The following is a 21,934-nucleotide window of genomic DNA, read 5'->3' as shown; positions in this document are numbered from 1 at the left end:
TTTATAGGATAAATTTATTATTCTCGATTTCTTTTAAAAATTCGGCAATTGTTCCGATAATCACTACCTTTATATACTATTTAAATTATATATTTAATTAGTAAAAATTTGACTTAATTTTTTGTTTTCTTAATTTTTACTTACTTCTTTTAATAATTGATTGGAGGTTTTAAATTTGACCGATGTTGAAATTAAAATTGAAAACATTGTAGCTTCTGCAAGTATTGGTAAAGACATTGACCTTTCCGAAGTAAAGCAAGCTTTAGAACCTGATGTTACTTTTAATCGTGAACAGTTTCCGGGACTAGTCTTCAAACTTAAAGACCCTAAAACTGCGGCATTGATCTTCAGTTCAGGAAAGCTAGTCTGTACCGGCGCTAAGTCTATCGACGATTCAAAAACAGCAATCAAGAAGACTGTCGGCCTCATGAGGTCAGTTGATACTGATATTCCTGAAGAATTTGAAATTAAAATTCAAAACATTGTGGCTTCTGCAAACCTTGAATCCACATTAAATTTAGAAGCAGTAGCTTTGGAATTAGAGGACACTGAATACGAACCTGAACAATTCCCAGGTTTAGTGTACAGGTTATCTGATCCTAAAGTGGTTTTATTATTATTTGGTTCTGGTAAGGTCGTATGTACCGGCGCTAAAACCAAAAGTGACGCTAAATTAGGCGTCGAAAGAGCTTACGACAGATTAAGTGAGCTAGATTTAATATAATTGGTGGTATTATTGATTAAACTTGTAGTATTTGACTTAGATAACGTTATTATTGATGGTGAAGCAATAGATGAGATAGGAAAATTAGCAAATGTTGAAGAAGACATAGCTGCAATCACAGAAAAAGCTATGCAAGGTGAAATAGACTTTGAAACTTCTATTAAAGACAGAGTTCAACTTCTTGAAGGAACTTCAATCGAAGAAATCCAAAAAGTTGCTAGTGAACTTCCATTAATGCCTGGTGCTGAAGACACCATCAATGGTTTGAAAGAAAATGAAATTGATGTAGCTATTATTAGTGGTAGTTTTGATGTAGTGGCTGATGAAATCAAGGAAAAACTCGGAGTTGACGCAGTTTACACTAACAGTTTCACAGTCGAAGATGGTAAATTAACTGGTGAAGTGACTGGTCCTTTAGTATCCGGAACCAAGCTTGATGTACTTAAAGACCACGTCGAAGAAGCAGGAATTGCACTTGAAGATGTAGTTGCTGTTGGAGATGGCGCTAACGACATTTCCATGATTGAATCAGCAGGCTGCGGAATCGCATTCAATGCAAAAGATTCCGTAAAGGAAATAGCTGATGTAGTAGTAGAAGAAAAAGACTTGACAAAAGTCTTAGACGAAATCCTTAATCAATTAACCACTGATGATGCTGAAGAAGAAACTGTAGAAGACGAACAAGAAGAAGCTCAAGAAGCTGAAGAGGAAGTTGCTGAAGCTGAAGAAGCAGTTGAAGATGACGCCGAAGAAGAGGAAGCACCTGAAGCAGAAGAAGAAGCTGAAGAAGCTGAAGCTGAAGAAGAACCTGCTGAAGAGGAAGCTCCAAAAGAAGAATTCGTTCTCGCTGACACCATGGAAGGTGTAAGAAAACAAAAAGATGAAAAAGAAGCTGAAATCTCCAAAGTCGCAGATGAAAGAGAAGAATTCAACAAGATAGCTAGAGAACAACGCAAAATCAGAGATGAATTAAACGCATCCCTCAAGGAAAACTTAAACAAAGCTATCGAATACAGAAATGAGCGTAATGAAATCAACAAACAAGTTGAAGAAGCTAAAAAAGCACGTAACGAAGCTAATTCCAAAATCAAAAACCTTGAATGGAATTCCGGCAAACGTAACAAGATTAAAATCGAAAACGAGATTAAAAAGATTGATAAGATCATTGAAACTCGCGTACTCGACATTAAAAAAGAAAACCAACTTGTTAAAAACGCAAATGACTTAAGAAAACAATTGATGGAAATCCACGAGGACGAAGCTGCAAAAGGCGAAGCTGAAGAACTCAGGAAAGTTTCCGAAGAAGAACATGCAAAAGTCATTGAACTGTCCGAAAAAGCTCAAGCAGCTCACGAAGAAATGCTTAAATACTTCAGAAAAACCGATGACATCAGAACTGCAGCAGATGATGCTCACAAGAAATTCATCGAAGCACGCAGAAACGCATCCGACAAGCATGAAGAATTCAAAGCAATCCTCAGCGACATCCACGTTATCAACAAGAAATTAGGTTCCAACAAACCTAAACGCAGAAAATCCGATAACAAAGGATCTTCCGGTGCAAACAAGAACCGTGAAGAAAAACAAAGAGCTGAAGAAATCTTCGAGAAATTCAAACAAGGTGGAAAAGTCTCTACAGAAGAGATTTTACTCTTGCAAAAATACAACATAGGTTAAATGTAATACATTTGACCTTACACTTTTCTTTTTTTTAAGGTTTTTAGCATGTCTGATGAAAAGATTGAAACCTGCTTTATCTGCGGTAAGCAGTTTGACATGAACAAGGCGGATCTGGCCTATTACCGTAACGGCAAGTATCCGATTTGTGATTTCTGCGCTGACTTTTACCGTTTTTATGATGAGGAATTGACCTCTAAAAAAGAGTAATTAATTTTTTTTGTTTTTAATAATCTATTTTTATAGTATTCATATTTTATTTTGTTTTTCTGAATTTGCGTAAGTCATTTTTATTTTTATTGAAAAATTTTTTTTGATATTCTGTTTGATGGTTTATTTTTTTCAAATTCTCTTCAATATGATTTGATAACTTTTAAATATTATTTTAAGTATAATATATAATGTATTTAATTTTAATTGAATACTTACAAATTATTTTTTATTTAAGAGAGGTAGAGTTAAATTGAAATTTAATAAAATTATGGTTTTAACTATTGTTTTATTGGCTATCTTGTCATTCGGTGCAGTGAGTGCACAGGATGATTTAATCGATGATGTGGCAAGCGCAGACAGTGATGATGCCATATCCATAAGCCCTGAAACAAACAAGTTAGATTCAGACAGCAATGATATTGCTTCAGACAATGGCCAGTCATTATATGTTGATGATGCAGGGTCAGATTCTGCAGCAGGTAATCAGAACAGTCCTTACGCCACAATAAATAAGGCCATTTCTGAGGTGAATGCATCTCAAAAAGCAACAATTTATCTAGGTGAAGGAACTTTCACAGGTGAGAACAATACAGATTTAACTATCGCATTGGCTCACCAGACAAATGGTGGTAGCTTAATCATCATTGGTAAGGGAAATGGAAAAACTATAATTGATGCTAATTACGAGGCACCAATATTCAAGTCAATCAGTCAAGATTCAATAGTGACATTGATAAATATTACTTTCACCCACGGTAAAAACAGTAATGGTGCTGCCATTGCAAATGGCGGTCTTTTAACTATTGACAATTGTGAATTCATTAGCAATGAGGCAACCTCATATGGTACAATCTATCAGAATGCGGTTAATAACTTAACCATTTTAAATTCTAAATTTGCAAACAATAAGGCTAATAACGGTGCGGACGTTTGTTTTTCACGCCAAAATTACTTATTGACACTTATAGGCAACGAATTTGAAAATTCAACAGCAACTAGCAGTTGGGCTTCTGCTTCTTCAGTCGACATGCAAAGCGGAATGTCTATCATTAGGAAGAATACTTTTAAAAACATGCCGATGTCCAATATTCCTGTTTTGACAGTTAAATATAATAACGATGCAAACATTGGAAATATCACAGACAACACTTTTGACAATTGTACCCACACAGGATCCAATGGAATATTGTTCATTCAAAATTCCTACTTAAAAAACAATAAGTTCACCGGCTGCACTGCTGAAAACGGACTTATTTACAGTAACACTGATTTCAATGCATTTGTAAAATTCAATGATGTTGATGTAAACGGCACAACTTTCAAATTAACTGCTATTGTTAGTGATGATTCAGGAAATCCTGTTAGGAACGCTAAAGTACAATTCTATATTGACGGTAAAAGATATGGTGAAGCATCTGCAACCAATGGTGTGGCATCATTATCAGTATCCGGATTATTAGAAAATGGAAAACATGATATTGGAGGATTCTCTGCAACTTATTCCACCACTCCTAATCCTTTCGGATCCACTGTTGAGAATGGAACATTAACCGTAGATTTCGACCACTCTCCAATAGATTTATGGGTTTCCCCAAACGGAAATGACACTGACGGTAACGGTTCAGCCGACAAGCCATTCAAAACCATCAAGCATGCTCTTGATTATGGATTGGAAAATCATGTCATAGTGACAGTTCATCTTTTAAACGGTTTATATAATGAAACAGGAGACTATGCATTATCCTACAGCAATGTGGCTAAAATCGCCATTATTGGTGAGTCCAAGGAAAATGTTGTAATCAGCGGTAATGGAAACAACATGTTTTTAACCTCAGGACAACATACTGAGGTAATGTTGAAAAATCTATCAATCAAGGATTTAGCTGGCTCCAATTCTTTCTTTGTTCGCCAAATCACTATTGAAGATTGTATAGTGGATAATGTAAGGTCACTTCGTGCAAACACCAATCCTTCACATGTTGTATTAAGAAACGTACGTTGGACTAACTCAGCAAACTTCCAGATTTATAATGGGGAAATATACGATTCCTACTTTGAAAACATCACATCATCCGCTACAGGTAATTTCTGGTTAGCTGTAGCAAATAGTGATGAAGCGACAATTGTTGAAAATTCCAAGTTCATTAACATGGTCAACACTGGCTATTCAGGTGCGGCCTCATTATATGTTCAAGGAAATTTCAGAAGTATAAACAACACATTTGACAATAACAAGGCCACTAGAAGCAGCGGTGCAGTTTATGTTAGCGGAAATCAGATAATCTCCATAAACGATACTTTTACAAACAACCATGCTGATGAAAATTATGGTGCAGTTTTATTCTCTCCAAGTGGAGACAATCCAACCGTCATAATTGAAAATGCAAAATTCATCAACAACACTGCTAACGGCAATGGTGGAGCATTAGGACTTTATGGCGCAAAATTAATAAACTGCCTGTTCGAGAACAACACTGCTAACGGCAATGGTGGAGCAATATGTACTCCTACTCATTCAAATTCTATTAAATTAAGCGAATTAATATTAACTGATGTTACATTTAAAGACAACGATGCAGTAAACGGTAAGGATATTTTCATAACCCCATCCACATCCGCTAGTTATTTCATAACTGAACTGTCAGGCATCACAGTAACATTCAATGACCTGTCCACTAAAACATTGCAGGACACTGTCAGTGCTGATGTGACTCATGAGTCAGGTGCAATCATTGGCGGAGGAGCCATAACTTTCCATCTCAACGGTTCCTATATGGGTGTTGCAGATGTGGTAAACGGTAAAGCCACATTGGATTACTTAGGATTCACACAAGACGGTTCATTTGTCCTGTCCGGTGAATACAATGATGCATGCGACGACACCAAATATGTCAATTCCACTGTAACCGTTACTTTAAACCCATTAAAAGACAATGTTACATTATACGTATCTGAAAAAGGTAACGATTCCGATGCCGACGGAAGCTTAGAAAAACCTTTCCATACAATTGGAGCAGCTTTAAACAGTGGATATAAACAATCCAAAGTAATCACCATCCGTGTTTTAGAAGGCACTCACTACGGTGAAGGCAACGTCAACCTCACAATATTCGGATCATTGGACATTAGCATAATCGGTGATGGAATAAACAAAACCATCATAACCGGTAACGCTACAAAATTAACATGGTTCATTAAACTATTGAGCGGAGGTAATGGCGTTCTCAGATTAGCTAACATGACAGTATCTGAAATCAACTATAATTATAAGGCTCAAAATACTCAAACTTCAGCGATCGTTACTGAAAAAGGCACAGTTTTAAAAATCGACTCTGTCGAATTTATTAAAAACGCAGGTAACAACGGTGGAGCAATCAATAACGCTGGTGAGTTAGAAATCATCAATTCCAGATTCTTCAACAATGGTGATTCAAGCAACGGTGCATCCGTATACAACACCGGTAAAACAACTATTGACAATTCCCAATTCATCGCAAACCATGCTAAAATGTATGCTGACTTCTACAATAATAATGGTGAACTCTTCATTTACAATTCTCTAATCCAGGATTCAATGCGTGTAAATGGATGGTCCGGTAACACATTCGCAATTGGGGGCAGCGGCAATATAACTATTGTAAATTCCACTATCTCAAGATCAGGTAAGGCACCTTTAGAACTCATTGAAAACGGTGACACCTATGCTAACAATCCTGCAATGGTCATATCCATCGCTTCATCCGGTAATTTATTCATGGATAATGTAACCATAGACGGTAATGACAAGGCATACACAGGACCTTCAGCAGGTGTGGCAACCAACATTGGTGTTACATCCACATCAGGCTCTGCAACCTATGCTCCAGATAGCTTAGTGATAATCAACTCTAAATTCTTAAACTTGAACACTGCTATAGCTAATCAGATGAATGCAAGCGTCACAGGATCATACTTTGAAAACCTGACTAATTTATTCACTGGAACCAATTTTGCAGGTGAAGTGACAATTTCCGATTCTTACTTTGCAGATGAAGCAGTGACCTTGACAAAACACGCAAACTCAGTGATTAACTTGAACGATAACTGGTGGGGAAGCAATGCGCAACCTACCTATAAGGCATCAAATGTCGAAACTCACCCAGACACATGGTTGATTTTAACATTAAACACAACTGAAGATGGCAGCGCCGTTTTAGCCTTCAAATCATTCGATGGCGAAAACGTAACTGATTATGACGGTGAAATGTATCCTAGGGAATTCACCATCGATGCTGTAAATGCAACTTTAAGAGATGCTAAAGGAGTCATTTCAAACAATGTGAATATTCCATTACAGGCAGGTTCAGACAGTTTCTACATCAACGCCACTGTTGACGGCCAACAAGTCAACCTGACAAGAATCGTTGCAGAAATTTCAGCAACCTCCAAACCTGTTCATATTGGTCAGGATGTTGTTGTGGAAGTTGCTAATCCGGAAGGCTTAAAAAACAACATTACCGTTGTTATTGATGGAAAAGAATATTCAGCACCTGCAACTGGAAATAAAACTATCTTCACCATCCCAGGATTGGCTGTTGGAAATTACACTGCCAATGTTTACTATATGGGTGACGATACCTACTTCATCAAACCTGTAAATGTCGATGTTAAAGTAATTGACATTATCATCAGGGTCAATGATGTTGAAAAATACTATAAGGGATCTCAGAAACTAAACATTACAGTTGTCGATGGTGAAGGAACCCTCTTATCAGGTGAAACACTCACTGTTGTAATCAACGGCAATGCTTCACAAGTAACCACTGATGCAAACGGTTCAGCTCTTGTTGACTTGGACTTGCCTGTTGGTAATTATGTTGCTGAAGTAACCTTGAATGCTACAAACGCCACTGCAAATATTGTTGTCAAATCAACCAATCCTGCTTCCAGCAATGAATCAGTTGTTAACGGCGACAATGGATTTGAAACCAAATTAATTGACAGTGAAGGCAAACCTTTAGCAAATACTGATGTGACTTTCATTGTTGACGGCAAAAAGGTCACCAAGAAAACCGATGCCAATGGTGTTGCTAAATTGACTAAGGCTGAAATTGGAGCTGAAGGAGTTCAGCATAATGTAACTGTTGTCAACCCAGTAACTGGTGAAACAGTATCCTATAATGTGTCATTATCAAAATCCAATCCTGTCAAACCTGTAGTTAAGCAGAAAATAGTTTTAAAAGCAGTTAAGAAAACCATTAAGATCAAGAAATCCGCCAAGAAACTTGTCGTTAAGGCAACCTTGAAAATCAACGGCAAAAAGGTTAAAGGCAAAGTCATTAAGTTCAAGTTCAAAGGCAAAACCTATAAGGCAAAAACCAACAAAAAAGGTGTAGCTAAAGTTACCATCAAGAAGAAAGTCATCAAAAAACTTAAGAAAGGTAAAAAATACACTGTTAAAATTACTTATGGTAAAAAATCTGCTAAAACCATCGTTAAAGTTAGAAAATAGGGATTGAATCAATCTCTATTTTTTTTATTTTTTTTTAAATACTTTTTTTTATACTAAATCATCCACTTTTTAATAAAATTTAAATATTTTTTACTCGAATAGTTATAATATAGTCGATTATTTTTTAAAGTTATTTGACTATACTTTAGTAACTGGGCATAAAGGAGGTGAAAAGTATAAGAAGGAAAGTATTAATTTCGCTGATGATTATTTGTTTTATTTGTTTATCGCTAAATTTTACATATGCATCCGATAATGAAACAGAATTCGACCAAGACATCATTTTATCAAGTGCTGATGATGCCTATTTGCATGAAGTTTTAAATCAGGATAATTCCATAAACGATGAGGCGATTGCTAATGAAGCATCCAATGTCACTCTTGGCTCCGGCAAAACAGTAGAAATCACGCAGGATAATTATGATAATTATTTTAATGCAAGAACCGGCAATATCATTGAGGGGTCAGGAATCTCAAGTGGGGATACTTTAAAAATAGGCAATATTTCAAACAGGGCTTTTGTCATTGACCGTCAGCTAACAATCATGCCAATATCTCAGGGTGATGTAATATCCAATGGGTTTATTCATTTGGTTCAGGGCAGTGACGGTTCAACAGTAACAAATCTCATTATCAATAATACCCAAGGAACCTTAAAAGTTTTCGGAGTCAATGTAGGGCAATTGCATGGAATTTGGTTAACAAAATCCAATAACAATACAATAGCATACAATACAATCAGAATTGCAAATACTGGAGGAGTTTATGCTATGCCGATGGGTTGGTCTAGTAATAATAGGATTATTTACAATGACATGAAGACATACGTTTCCTCTGTAATGATTATGGGTCAATCACATTACAATCTGATATCCCATAATAGCCTGGAGGTCTTGTCTTATTCGGAGATGTCAGTTACAAACCTGATCTATTTTAATCCGTTTGGTCATGCCGATTATTCTGGGTCTCCATTATGTCTGGGCAACATAATTTCCTATAACCATCTGAAGGGCTTTTGTAATTTGCCGATGTCAATAATCTTGCAGATGACTTACGATAACCATGACGGCACGGTTGTTGCAAATAATACTATTATTAAAGGATCATTCGGTGTAAATCTCAATGGGAGGAACCTTTCCGTATACGGCAATGTGGTGAACAATAGTGCTGCGGGCATTGTTGTTTCAGGGCATAATCTCACAGTCAGCGACAATGCAGTATTTGGGGACAGTCAAGGCAGTGGAATATCTGTTTTCGGTTCTTCAGATTCAAATTGCGAGGTTAAGAATAACAATATAACATTCAAGGATGTTTCCTTTGCTTTATATGTTAGTACTTCTGAAGCACATGACAATACCATTAATATTGCCGGATATGGTGTGGGCATATCAGTTGAAGGAGACGAATCAACTGTTTACAGAAATAGAATCACCACCAATCATGATTCCGGAATATCTGTTGTCGGCAGTTCTAATTCAGTGAATGACAATGTCATCACAACCAATAACTATGGAATTTCCATTCCTGCAGGGTCCGTCGGAAAAGGGTATTTCAACAATTCAATCACTTCAAATAGGATTACAAGCGACGGTTATGGCGTTTACATAACTGGCCTGGTATATAATACCACCATTAAGGATAATTCAATCACTACAAATGCTTCAACAGGCATCTTTAAGCAGATTACCGATGAAGCATCCAATACTGAGGAAGACAATATCGTAAATGGGGTTATTTTAAAGTCAACAGCTATTGTAATCGATGATGCCAATTATGATAAGTATTTTGACGGTGAAGGCAATTTCAAATACTCCCTAGAGGGTAACAGGGTCATAATCTTAACGTTCCTGACAAACAAGAACCTAATTTTTTCAGATAAGGTGAAACTGATTAGCAACAAGCGAAGCAATCTGCTTTACAATGTAACCATTACATTGCAGGGCGATGCTGAGGAATCCTCAATCGAAGGATTCAATTTTGTTAACAATGGCAGAAAGGCCATACTTCTCAATCAGGTGTCGAATGTAAACATTACCGGCAACAACATTACTGGAATATTTAAAAAGGGAAGTTCGGATGACAGTTCAATCCTGATTAGGGGAGTTTGCGATGACTTAAACATTGTCGGGAACAATATTTATGTGAACTCCAAATTGGATTATACCTATGCAATCTCCGCCATCTCTACAGGTTTGAATGGCGTATTGTCTAATGACGCTTTGATTAAGGATAACACTATCATAATGATTTCATCCGGGGTTTGTGAAGCGTTATACACTGACATGCTCTCCAATAGTGATTTCATTTCAAACAAGATCAACATCATGGCTGATGATTGTTCATATGGATTGGCCTTTGCCAATGTGGTCGGAAGGCTGAGCGGATTGAATGTCTCGTTCAACGATATTATAATTCACTCAAAGCAAATGGCATACATGATAGAATTCCACATGATTGATAACTCAACCATTTCAAATAATAAATTGCATGGTCAAAGCAATGGAATTTACGGAATTGGTGTATATTCTTCAAACAATATCTCAATCGTGAACAATTCCCTGTCAGTTTTCGCAGGCAACCTGTCCAATGTTAACGGAAGCCATGACGTATTGGGCATAGGAAATTCAGCCATAGCAATAATCAAAAACACTAACAATACACTAATCAAGGATAATTTAATACATGCCAATTCAAACAATCCGATTTCTCAAATAAACCTAACCGAAGAGTGCTTGATTCAGGAATCCAGAAACTATCATGTTTTGGATGATGACAACTATCATGTCTACTTCAATGACGACGGCGAGCTGCGCGAGGGTATGATTGGTCAGGATGATGTCCTGCTGCTTTACAATCTAACCAAAAATCAGATTTTAAGAATCAATCAAAAGCTAACAATATCCTCCCACAACAGGAAAATCCCTGCAACCGTAACAATTGAAATGGGTAAAAATGCATCAGGATCCAGAATCGTGAACATTTCATTTGTCAGCTCAACAATCCAGCTAAATGGCGCATCACAAGTGATGATTTACAACAACTCATTGTCAGACACAGCACTTAGCATCAATTCAGGTAAAAACAATCAGTTCATAAGCAATGCCGTTACATGCAATGCAACAGCGCTAAGTCCACTCAGCATTAATGATGTTAGGGGAACTGTAATTGAATCCAATCAGTTCAACATAACCTCAAATGGAATTTCCGCTGTCAATATGGCTGGAAGCTATTCGACCCGGATAAAAAACAACACCATGATGGGAACCGCACTGGACGTGGTCTTTGTAAATTCTCTCAATTCCAATTCAGATGAAATCTCTGAAAATAAAATAACCAGTGCAGGCTCATCCGTTGTCGCATATAAGGGTTCAAACGTTAATGGTGGAAAGATTTATGGGAATGATATTCTTTTAAATGGAACCGAATTTGCAGCAATCTATTTTGAAGGACAATCAATATCAAACGAGGTGTCCGAAAACAGCATAGTCTCATTTTCAAAAAGCAGTGACGATTATGCAGTCATGGTAAAATCAGATGAGGGATTATCCAATGTCATTATTAAAAATTATCTGATAAGCTCCAATGGATTGAGAATCGCTGACGGGGCGGTTAGCGCACCATATGATACAGTACACTCCAACACTCCCGCCGACATTTACGTTTCAATGGAAAATGGAAGCGACGTGAATGGTGACGGAAGCAAGGAAAAACCATATGCAAGCATATCAAAAGCCATTCAAAACGCATTGAATCATTCAACAATCCATATTCATGACGGAACCTACACCGAATCTAAAATCAATGTTGACAAGGAGGTGTTCCTCGTCTCAGTCAATCCGGGCAAGGTCATAATTGATGCAAACCAAAGTCAACTCTTCAACATTGGAAAAACAGGAATTTTATCCGTTAACGGCCTTCAGATTAGGAATGCTCATAATGTTGATGGAGGATCCGCATTCATTAACAACGGTCAGTTAATCGTTGAAAACTCAGTAATATGCAATTCCTCATCATTCTATGACAATTCCCATCCGGTATGGGAAAACATAACCTATGAGGATAACGGTGAAATCAACCATGCCTTCACTGAAGACTGCAGAAACACAGGTGTGGGAGGAGCCATATTGAACAGGGGAACATTGATAATTTCAAAATCATCATTGCACAACAATCTTGGGCATTGGGGAGGAGCCATAGCTGATTTTGGCAAGACCCTCATCGATTCATCCGTATTCTATAATAATGCCGGTGTTCATGGTGGAGTCATATATACCAATACCAGAAACCCTTTAGCAATCCAGAATTCATTGTTCGAGAACAACACTGCACTAAAAACAATTGATTACTGTGCATTGAGACTATACACAACCGGATGGTCACTCTATGATGGAAACTCCCATCAGGTCGAATCCATCTGCAATGCTCCGATAGGCTTCGGTGGAGTAATTTATACAAATTCCAGTTTGATGATTGAAAACTCAGAATTTAAGGATAACTCAGCCAGCTATGGAGGGGTGGTGGCGGCTATTGCTGATAGCTTCAACTCCCAATCAAATTATGTCTCAAAAATTGATTTGGAACTTAAAAACTCCACATTCATAAACAATAGGGCTAATGACACTAGACGTTCACTGGGCGACAATGATTTAAGTTCATTCCCATACACCCGAGGATACGATGGCGGAGTTGTATACGGAACATTCAACAAGTTTTATGTTACCGATTCAAGATTCCACAACAATCAGGCCATCGAGAATGGCGGTGCAATATATGCAAAGGCAAATGACGGTCAAATTCTAGATTCCGTTTTCACCGGAAACATTGCAGGCCTTAGTGGAGGAGCTTTGGACCTGTCTAAAAACTTCATTATCATGAGGACTATTATATCCAATAACTCAGCCCGCTATGGTGGCGCTCTGCAGTATGATTCATACTCCTATTACGGCCATATCCGGGATAGTCTGAATATTTACAATTCAACCATATCCAACAATAAGGCCTTAAACAGGGGTGGAGCATTTGACTTTGGAACAGTAAATGTTGTAATGCATGATTCAAACATTGTAGGCAATGTGGCGCCTTCATCAAATACCATACACTCATCAAGCAGCTCATACTCAATTGACATGACCCACAATTATTGGGGCGTTAACAATGGGCGCAGCGGACCTGATGATTCCGTATGGGCGGTTTCAAAAAGCCAATTCAGACCTTGGTACAGGGAATGGATTAACTGGTCCCCTGTAATCTCCGGGCCTGAAACCACCAATCCAGGTTCAAATGATGATGATGGCGGCAATGGAAACGGTGATGGAAAATCTAAAAACCCTAATCCTGCATCAACAGGATCCAGTGCATCCACCAAATCCTCGATAAGTCCCGAAGGCGGAAACTGGGGATATGATGGAAAAGGCGACGGTTCTAACAGGGGTTATGGGGGAATCGGAGACGGCCATAATGGAGCTTATGGCTCTTTAGGCTTCAATTCATATAATGGTCAAAACATTAAGGGAAATGCGAATACGGATGAGCCATCCTCATCTGTTGATTCAAGAGCGGATGGCGATGTGAATAGGGACAGTTTAAGCAAAACCAACGGTTCCACTTATAATCCGAATTTGCAATCTATCGGAATGACATCAAATGCCGCAGCCATTTCATCCAGCTCCCAAGGCGACGGCAGCAGCTCGGCTGATTCACAGCAAGGCGAAAGTGTAGCCAAATCCTATGAGATAAACGAAAAAATCGAGGAGATGTTAAGTGACGACCAATCATTCATGATTTTCATAGCTTTGGCATTGACTACATTGATGCTGCTTGTAATCGGCTACAGGCGCAATGATAAAGAGGAAGAGGAGTACTGATCTTTCTCTTATTTTTTCTTTTTTTATAACTTATAAAAAGTTATTTATATTTTATTTTTCAAAATAATAAGTAATTGATTTTTTATAAAATAATAATGAATTAGAGGTGTTTTTAATTTTAAATAAGCGATTTCTTATTTTAGTCATGATTTTAATATTCATGTCATCCATTGCATCAGCCAGTGCAACTGAAGACAACCTGACTCACATTGCATCTGACTTGGATGACTGTCTGGATGAGGCAAGTCCGATACATGTCAATGCAAATGCGGATGGGCAAGGAAACGGAAGCGAACAATCCCCATACTCATCATTGAATCAGGCAATTCATTCATCCTTAAACGATTCCACAATAATTCTGGAAGAGGGAACATACAAGGGAAGTTCAAATACTCAAATAACCATAAGTAAGGACCTGACCATTGAAGGTAGGGGCAATGTGGTCATTGACGGCGAAAACAAGTACTCATTTTTTAAGATAATGCCTAAAACATCACTCACGCTAAAAAACATCAGATTCATAAACGGATATACAAATGATTACTCACAACTGGCCATTATAAATAATAATGGGGATTTAAAAATAGATAAATGCTCATTCAACAATATCGAAGGCATATTCGGATGCATTCTCAATCAGAAAAACCTAATATTAACCAACACAACCATATCAAACTCAAAAGCGTTGAACATGGCTCAGGCAGTAACCAATCTCGGAAACTGCACAATCGCAGATTCAAAATTATCATCAACACCTGTAAATTCATATCTTGACGTTTCCGCAACAGTTTACAATTACAAGAACCTGAACATGGCAAATTCCCGCATCGACGAACTTGATTCCAACAGCAATTACGATGACGTATCATATGAAACACCAGACATTCTCATAGACAATTCACTAATCAACCAGTTGAACATTGACGATGCACGGGTAACTATAACAAATTCGGAAATTAACAATCGTGTAAGCTTTAGAAATCTGAACATCAACATTACAGGCTCACGCTTCAATCAAGCATCATCCATAATTGGCCTTTCCATTCATTACTGTAACTTGACATCATACCACAACACATTCAATTGCGACATTTCATCCGGATACAACAATCTAAACATAACATACTGTGCCATTCTTGGAAACATGTATGGTGGGGGAAAGTATGATAATTTATATGCCCCATACAATTGGTGGGGAATAAATTCAGGGCCTTCCCTTTCCTATTTTAAAAATTACAATGTTAGCTATTGGGCGGTTGCAACATTCGAATATGAAAATGCATCAATACCAATCAATCCAACTGGAGAATTCATTGTAAGCTTAAACAAATGGAGCGACGGCACCAACACTCATGACTTTGGAGTCGGAGAATCCTTGCCGTTAAGGCATGTCAGCTTTGAAGCCCAAAGCGGCAAATTCGAATCAGATTACAAGCCTCTAATTGGCTCAACAACCAATCATCTGATTGCAAACACCGTTGACGGCAAGGCCTATGCGATTGTCGACCGCCAGAGGATGGTTCTCAACATTGGAAATAGCATTTCCAATTCAACCTATTACCTCTCTCCGGAAGGCCATGACGGTCCTGAAGACGGAACTTATGAAAAACCGTTTTTAACATTGCAGTATGCAGTTTCAAGAATCGGAAACGGAAATACAATATGTATATTGGGCGGAATCAATAAAAACCAGGCCAATTCCAATGTGGTGATTGATAAGAACATAACCATCATCGGCATTGGAGGACCGGCACTTGTAAGGGCCAATTCACACGTCATGTTCAATATAAAGGAATGGGGAAGCCTAACAATTAAAAACATCGATTTCCAAGTGAGCAACAGGGAGTATACAGATTCCATTTTCCACGTTTCCGGAGGCAATTTAAGAATTGTAAACTCAACATTCACCAACATTACCTCAGAAGCAATTATATATGCTGTTTCCGGGGTTGAAAACAGGGGCAGCGTCGTAATCGAGGACAGTAAATTCAGTGATATTAAAGGATCAGCCATGATGGGCTCTGCCAGATCATTCGTGCTCAACACTGAATTTGAAAAGTTCACCAATTACTATCAGATATCCGGACTTGAAAGTTATAATTGCATTTTCCCGGTAACCTCATCGATTGAGATATACGATTCCAAATTCAAAGACAATAAAATTGGAATTGTTAATTTGCACCCATTCTATTATTCCACAAGTTCATTATTGGGTATCCCTTCAGGCTATTCCCAACAATATGGCCTTTACGCATACGTTGAAAATTCAATATTTGAGAACAACAGGTTTGGAGGAACTAATTTGGGATACTCAACCAGCGGCACAGGATTTTTAATTCATGATGATTATGATTCATTCAACGGATTCATCAACAACTGCACATTCGCAGGAAATGACGGCCCCATAGCCAATGCAAAAAACATCAACAATACAGTATTCATTGAAAACACCGGAACATCCTATTCCGGCGGCGCATTGGTTAAGGCGAATGAAATATCCAACTCTCGATTCATAAAAAACACCAATCTCTACAAGGACGGTGACGGAGCCTTTGTTGGAGAGGGCATCGCATCAGCCGATTTGATTGTGAACTCATCATTCGAGTATAATCAGGCCGCATTTGGAGGCGCCGTTGCCAATACGAAAGAAGTGCATTACTGCGTATTTGTAAACAACACTGCAAAATACGGGGGCAATGATATCTTTTCAGCTTCAGGCGACGTTGATTATTCCACAAATTGGTGGGGAGACAATCAAAAGCCGAACTCCGATAAGATTTACAAGTTCCTCGGCACATTAACAGTGTCAGATTGGATTATAATGTCTTTGGAATACTCATCCAACAAGCAAATAAGGGCTTCCCTAACACAATGCATTGACGATAACGGCAATGTCCGCAGGATTTCAAGTTTCATCCACAAAAGAACAGTGTCATTTGAAATAGACAACGGAGAAATTTCACCCGAAAAAACAATTTTGCACGCCGGGGTTGCATTGGCCATTCTCAACAGCAACTTCAATTTGGATTTCAAGGCATACGCTACAATTGACAATCAAAAGTTAGAGGTCAATGTCAGAAACACCCACACGGAAATAATCATTGACGACAAGGTCTTTAAGGGAAAAAATAACAAGTACTCAATTTCCCTGGTTAATGTGAACGGATTTAAAATATCAAATCAGACATTGGTCGTTGATGTGATTGATGAGGGCGGGTTGAAAAACACCTTCACAATAGTGACCGATGATGACGGGCGCGCCGAGTTCAATGTGGATTATCCTGTAGGAAAATACATGGTCAATGTCGGATACCTGGGAAACGGCTACTTTACCAAATCATCAGCCAGTGCAAGTGTTGAAGTGGTAATATCACCGACTTTCCTGATTTCATACAATCACACCTATTACGGCAAGACCAACAGGTTCAGTGCAATTTTAAGCGGTGAAAACGATAATAAGTTAACTAATTTCACATTAACATTCACCATTGTCAATTCCAAAGGCCAGGCATTCGTTTCAACAGTCAACACCAACAGCTATGGCGTGGGCGAAATCGTATTCACTTTAGACATTGGCGAATATCAGGTATTGGCTGAATTCATGGGGGATTCATGGTATTCTTACAGCAACTCAACATCACATATCAGCGTGCTTCCGGTTAACACGACACTCATCGTTCCGGATGTCACATTGTATGGTGAGGGCAATCCATATAACGTCACCTTGAAGGACGTTTATGGTAATTTGATAGTCGACGAGAACATTTACCTGACAATCACTCAGGGGGAAAACACGGACAGGTTCACGTTAAAAACCAATGAGATGGGCGTTGCAAGCCTGACCATCAATTATCTTCCGGGAACATACAATGTTCATGCGGAATATGTTGGCGATGAGGTCTACGGCTCCTCAGCCTCTGATGGCGTGGTGAGGATTGAAAAGGTTTTAACAATCATTTCAGGATTCCATCACTCAACAATACCTGCCGATGGAATTTACACTGTCGTTTTAAGCGACATGTACGGGAAAAGAATCAATGGGGAGAAAATAACATTGAGCCTGTTTAAAGGGGAGCTTTTAAGGCAATACACACTGGAATGTGACGGAAACGGGGAAGCATCATTCAAGATTGATTTGCCTGAGGGAAATTATCTCGCCACAATGGATTACAATGGCAGCCTATGGTATGAGGATTCAACAAACGCCGCAACAATTGTTGTAAGCAATGATGCGGTTCTAAAAGACATCTTCATTAACGCATCCGACCTTGTCCAATACTATGGCGAAAACAAGTATTTCATAGTCAAGTTCAATGACCCTAATGCATACAGCCAATACGGCAAAACAATAGCCGTTACACTGTCCACCGGAACATGGTCAAGCACATATAACCTCGACACTGACGTATACGGACTTGCCAGGCTGAAAATCACACTGAATCCCGGCGAGTATGATGTCACCTACAAGTACTCCAATGACTATTACGGATTGTTCGCATCCGGGTCAAACAAGATCAGCATATATAAAACCCCAACAAAACTAATTGCAAAGGACATGGTGATTAATAGGGGCGAATCCAGGATATTCGAGATATCCCTGAGGGACATCAACAATTCACCGATAAGAAACATGCAGATAAATGTGAATGTCGACGGCAAAAAGCAGAATATAACCACAAACACTGAGGGAATTGGAAAATTATTCCTCAACCTGGACGTTGGCGAGCACATGATTTCATATGGCATCGACAATCCGAACTACATCTCATCCAACGGTACCTCCAGGGTGTTGGTTGTTGATTCGGATAAGACCTCATCAACAATCATTTCCAATGATGAGGCTTCACTTGATAATCAAACCCTCCACTTCAAGATAGCTTTAAATGATATTTTAGGCAATGGAATCCCATCATCCAAAATATCCATTAGAATCTACACATTTGACGGTGAATCAGTGTTGAACAAATCCGGATTCAGCGATAATGATGGGGGAATCGTTTTTGACTTGAACCTGGAGTACGGCAAGTATCTCATAAATATTGATTATGAGGGCAATGAATTCTACCTGTCCTCCAGCGAGGTAAATACAATAATCATCGAATCAAGCGACAATAAAACAAAAAGCGTCATGTATGGGGGTGATGCTGAATTATTCAACTCAACTGAATACTTCATTGTTTTAAGTGACGTTAACGGAACACTGCTTAAAAACAAACCTGTCAAGTTCATCATCGAAAAAGAGGAATATGATGCAATCACCGATGATGCGGGAAGGGCTTATTTGAATCGGGATTTGTCCCCAGATGCTTATGAAATAAGGGCAGTGTTTGAAGGCGATGGGGATTATAAGAGGTCTTCTGTGACTTCTAAACTTCTGATTTCAGGAAAATCAACAATATTGTATGTCCTTCCATTGGTGAAATATTATTTGAACGGCACTCAATTCCATGCGAGACTGGTGGATTCACTATTGAACCCTATAGTGGGCAATAACGTTTCAGTAATGCTTCAAAACACCATTTATAACTGCACAACTGATGAAAATGGGTGGATAACATTGGAGATTAATCTGGTTCCCGGCGTTTATGATGTTGAATGCTATTATTATGGGGCTTTTGAAAGTGAAAATTCATTCAACAAGACAAGGATAATAGTTTTATCCACGCTTTCAGGCAGTGATGAGATTAAGTTTTATGGCGAGTCTCCATATTTGACAATATCATTTGTTGATGGGACTGGAAGGCCAATAAACAACACTCCCTTCATAATAGGCATTGACGGCAAGAACTATTATGCAGTCACCAATGATGATGGCAAATTCCTGTTTGATTTAAATTTAAATCCGGGAAAACATGTAATTTCTGCTGTTAATCCTTATGACGGATTATATGCAAGCTACAATCTGGAAATTATTTCAACACTCTTTGCAGATGGCCTGATTAAGGTAATAAATTCCAACTCCTGTTATGAAGCTTTCTTTTTGGATGGCAATGGCACCCCATTGGTTAATCGTGATGTGGACATTATCATCAACGGATACCGGTACGTGTACAGGACCGACAGTTATGGCGGATTGAGTCTGGATTTCAACATGAAACCGGGAAAGTATCTGGTGACAGCCATTAACCCGGTAACTGGCCAATACATTGAAAACAATGTTGAGATACTGCCTTCAATTGTTGAAAATAAGAATGTGGTCATGTACTTCAACAATGGCAAGTCCTACAAGGTCAGGATAATAGGCGATGATGGAAAACCGGTCGGTGCCGGCAAGATTGTAAATATTAAAGTCAACGGCAAATCATACAAGGTAAAAACCAACGCTAAGGGATATGCCAGCTTTAAGATCAAATTGAAACCTAAGAAATACTCAATTGTTGCTACTTATAAAGGCTATTCAGTGGCTAATAAGATCACTGTCAAGCCGGTATTGACCGCTAAAAGCATTTCCAAGAAAAAATCAAAAGTCATAAAATTCAAGGCTAAACTTGTAAATGGAAAGGGAAAGGCTTTAAAGGGCAAAAAAATAACATTCAAATTTAAGGGAAAGAAATACGTGGCTAAAACAAATAAAAAAGGATTCGCCACAATAAAACTTAAGAATTTGAAAGTGGGCAAATACAAGATCAAATCAATTTACGGCAAATCCAAAATCACAAGCAGGATCACTGTCAAAAAATAGACTGAAATTTCTTTCAAGAATTCACTTTATATGATTAATTAAACCAATGGCAACACTATTCTTGCATTGTTTAATTGGTCATTCATCTTATTTTTTCAAATCATTCTGCCATTTCATCAAATGTCATGTGGTGCATATATATTCTTTCAAGTTCAATAGTTAATCATGAAAGTTTTTTTAGGCGGAACAATAAACGGCTCCCTGTGGCGCGACGAGGTCATAGGCAAAATCACCATGGACTATTTCAATCCCGTCGTTGACGAGTGGAGCGAGCAGGATGTACTTAATGAGGAGCATGAAAAGGAAATCTGCGATTGGCTACTTTTTGTAATCACTCCCCTGATGGCTGGCGTCTACTCCATAGCGGAGGCGGTTGATGCAAGCAACAAGTGTCCTGAAAAGACAATATTCTGCGTCCTTGATGAGGATGACGGCAGCACTTGGAGCGAGTGTCAGGTGAAGTCACTGAACCAGGTTAAAAAAATGATCAGGGGCAATGGCGCTGTTGTCCTTGACGATTTGGATGATGTTATACGTTTTTTGAATGATGCTTAGTGTTTTAAAAAAATAAGCTATGGCTTTAAGGTTTCTCGTCACGTTTTTACCGGTTTTTTTTGATGTTGTATTTTTTCGACTGGTAGCTGAAATGTTCACACGGCAATATCGTTGCTCTCAGCGGCCATGTTATATTGTTTCCAGTTGGCAGTAAATGTAAGTTTTCTTTCTTCAATGCAATTTCCTTTATTGTCCATTATTTTTGCTTGATGGTCGTATCGACAGTTCCATCTGCGCTTCATGTCATGCAGTCACCTTTAACATTTTGTGGTTTTGGTTGTTTTGCAGGCATAGTTGCAATCACTGGAGCAAGTGGCAATGAACAATTTTGAAACGCTTGAATTGTTTTCATCAAGCAATGCGGTTGCATTTAACTGTATTTTCCTATTGCAAGATAGGAAACTGTAATTTTTCTTACTTGACAACGGCTTCAGGATGGTTAATTGCTGCACAGACAACTCCGGAGCGCCGTCAAATGCCAATGGTGCTGTTTCCTCTTTTCCTATACTGGAATTGATGTCAATCAAATCAAGGATTGGTGTGGCCTTTAAGGCTGTGGAGCTTGCAGAGCTGGTCTAGTCGGTGTGTTTCTATCAAAAAGATGCGTAAGAAAAATTTAACCTTTAAGGATTTCCTTGAGTTCATTGATGGATTTGCCGGTTTTTTGTGAGATTTCTGTTAGTGGTGTTCCTGATTCGATGAGAGATGATATGATTTCTTTCATTCCT

At 38.4% G+C, this 21,934-nt stretch carries 10 protein-coding genes; 8 read left to right on the top strand and 2 right to left on the bottom strand.

The window, feature by feature from the left end:
* Positions 1-175 precede the first annotated feature (175 nt).
* The 7 genes from QZU77_RS06390 to QZU77_RS06360 all read left to right on the top strand — a co-directional run bounded on the left by QZU77_RS06390 (position 176) and on the right by QZU77_RS06360 (position 21,206).
* Complete coding sequence (locus QZU77_RS06390; RefSeq protein WP_295601753.1) at positions 176-724, top strand: TATA-box-binding protein; 549 nt, start codon at positions 176-178, stop codon at positions 722-724.
* 12 nt (positions 725-736) lie between these two features.
* Entirely contained in the window at positions 737-2,401 is a 1,665-nt protein-coding gene (gene serB / locus QZU77_RS06385; protein ID WP_295601750.1) for a phosphoserine phosphatase SerB, read from the top strand.
* Between the two features lie 48 nt (positions 2,402-2,449).
* Positions 2,450-2,611 (top strand): hypothetical protein, encoded by a 162-nt coding sequence (locus QZU77_RS06380; protein ID WP_295601747.1) that lies wholly within the window; start codon positions 2,450-2,452, stop codon positions 2,609-2,611.
* Positions 2,612-2,864: 253 nt separating this feature from the next.
* Positions 2,865-8,105, top strand: a complete 5,241-nt coding sequence (locus tag QZU77_RS06375; protein WP_295601744.1) for a hypothetical protein — start codon at positions 2,865-2,867, stop codon at positions 8,103-8,105.
* A gap of 308 nt (positions 8,106-8,413) precedes the next feature.
* Positions 8,414-13,969 carry a right-handed parallel beta-helix repeat-containing protein gene (locus tag QZU77_RS06370; RefSeq protein ID WP_295601742.1) on the top strand — a complete coding sequence of 1,852 codons (5,556 nt, stop codon included), beginning with the start codon at positions 8,414-8,416 and terminating at the stop codon, positions 13,967-13,969.
* 145 nt (positions 13,970-14,114) lie between these two features.
* The gene (locus QZU77_RS06365; protein WP_295601740.1) at positions 14,115-20,651 is read left to right on the top strand and encodes an Ig-like domain-containing protein; all 6,537 of its coding nucleotides are present in this window, start codon (positions 14,115-14,117) and stop codon (positions 20,649-20,651) included.
* A gap of 165 nt (positions 20,652-20,816) precedes the next feature.
* Positions 20,817-21,206 carry a nucleoside 2-deoxyribosyltransferase domain-containing protein gene (locus QZU77_RS06360; RefSeq protein ID WP_295601738.1) on the top strand — a complete coding sequence of 130 codons (390 nt, stop codon included), beginning with the start codon at positions 20,817-20,819 and terminating at the stop codon, positions 21,204-21,206.
* A 95-nt stretch (positions 21,207-21,301) separates the two neighbouring features.
* Here the strand turns inward: QZU77_RS06360 and QZU77_RS06355 are convergent, their stop codons facing one another.
* The gene (locus tag QZU77_RS06355) at positions 21,302-21,448 is read right to left on the bottom strand and encodes a hypothetical protein (RefSeq protein WP_295601735.1); all 147 of its coding nucleotides are present in this window, start codon (positions 21,446-21,448) and stop codon (positions 21,302-21,304) included.
* 15 nt (positions 21,449-21,463) lie between these two features.
* Positions 21,464-21,658 carry a hypothetical protein gene (locus QZU77_RS06350; protein WP_295601732.1) on the bottom strand — a complete coding sequence of 65 codons (195 nt, stop codon included), beginning with the start codon at positions 21,656-21,658 and terminating at the stop codon, positions 21,464-21,466.
* Between QZU77_RS06350 and QZU77_RS06345 the strand changes: the two genes are divergently transcribed.
* Positions 21,642-21,785, top strand: coding sequence for a hypothetical protein (locus QZU77_RS06345; protein ID WP_295601729.1), 144 nt, complete (start codon positions 21,642-21,644; stop codon positions 21,783-21,785). The genes QZU77_RS06350 and QZU77_RS06345 overlap by 17 nt on opposite strands.
* Positions 21,786-21,934: the final 149 nt, after the last annotated feature.

The sequence above is a fragment of the uncultured Methanobrevibacter sp. genome (assembly GCF_902774605.1).
Classification (GTDB): Archaea; Methanobacteriota; Methanobacteria; order Methanobacteriales; family Methanobacteriaceae; genus Methanocatella.
Note: the sequence above shows the minus strand (reverse complement) of the source record. Positions and strands in the feature narration are given on the sequence as shown.